This window comes from Vibrio sp. 704, assembly GCF_033339295.1.
This window is the reverse complement of sequence record NZ_JAWOUH010000342.1, coordinates 1-773: the sequence shown is the minus strand read 5'-3', so window position 1 is coordinate 773 and position 773 is coordinate 1. Positions and strand designations below refer to the sequence as shown.

The 773-nt window shown below is 48.5% G+C and carries 1 pseudogene; it reads right to left on the bottom strand.

What is annotated here, in order from left to right:
• Positions 1 to 773: pseudogene (locus R7R24_RS26340) on the bottom strand (transketolase); the annotation flags it as partial.

Genomic DNA, 773 nt, shown 5'->3' with positions numbered 1-773 from the left:
TCAACTTGGTCACATGGACGCCATGTGTTCATGTTTGGAGTCAAACGTAGAGACGCCATTTGCTCAACTGGTTGGTGAGTTGGGCCATCTTCGCCAAGACCGATAGAATCGTGTGTGTACACTTGGATGTTCTGAATTTTCATCAAAGCAGCCATACGCATTGCGTTACGAGCGTATTCCATGAACATTAGGAATGTTGCGCCGTAAGGAACGAAACCGCCGTGTAGTGCGATACCGTTCATAATAGCAGTCATACCAAATTCACGTACACCGTAGTGGATGTAGTTACCAGAGAAGTCGTTCGCTTCTAGAGACTTAGAACCAGACCACATGGTTAGGTTAGAAGGCGCTAGGTCAGCAGAGCCGCCCATGAATTCTGGTAGCATTTGACCGAAAGCTTCTAGAGCATTTTGAGATGCTTTACGTGACGCAATGTTTGCTGGGTTTGCTTGAAGATCTGCAATGATTTGGTTTGCTTTCTCTTCCCACTCTGCAGGAAGTTCGCCGTTTAGACGACGCTTAAGCTCTGCTGCTTCTGTTGGGTAAGCCGCTGCGTATGCTTCGAACTTCGCGTTCCACGCCGCTTCTTTTTCAGCGCCAGCTGCTTTTGCATCCCACTCTGCGTATACATCTGCAGGGATTTCAAATGCAGGGTGTTCCCAACCTAGGAATTCACGCGCTGCTGCGATTTCTTCAGCGCCTAATGGTGCGCCGTGACAGTCGTGAGAACCCGATTTGTTTGGAGAACCAAAACCGATGATAGTCTTCGTACA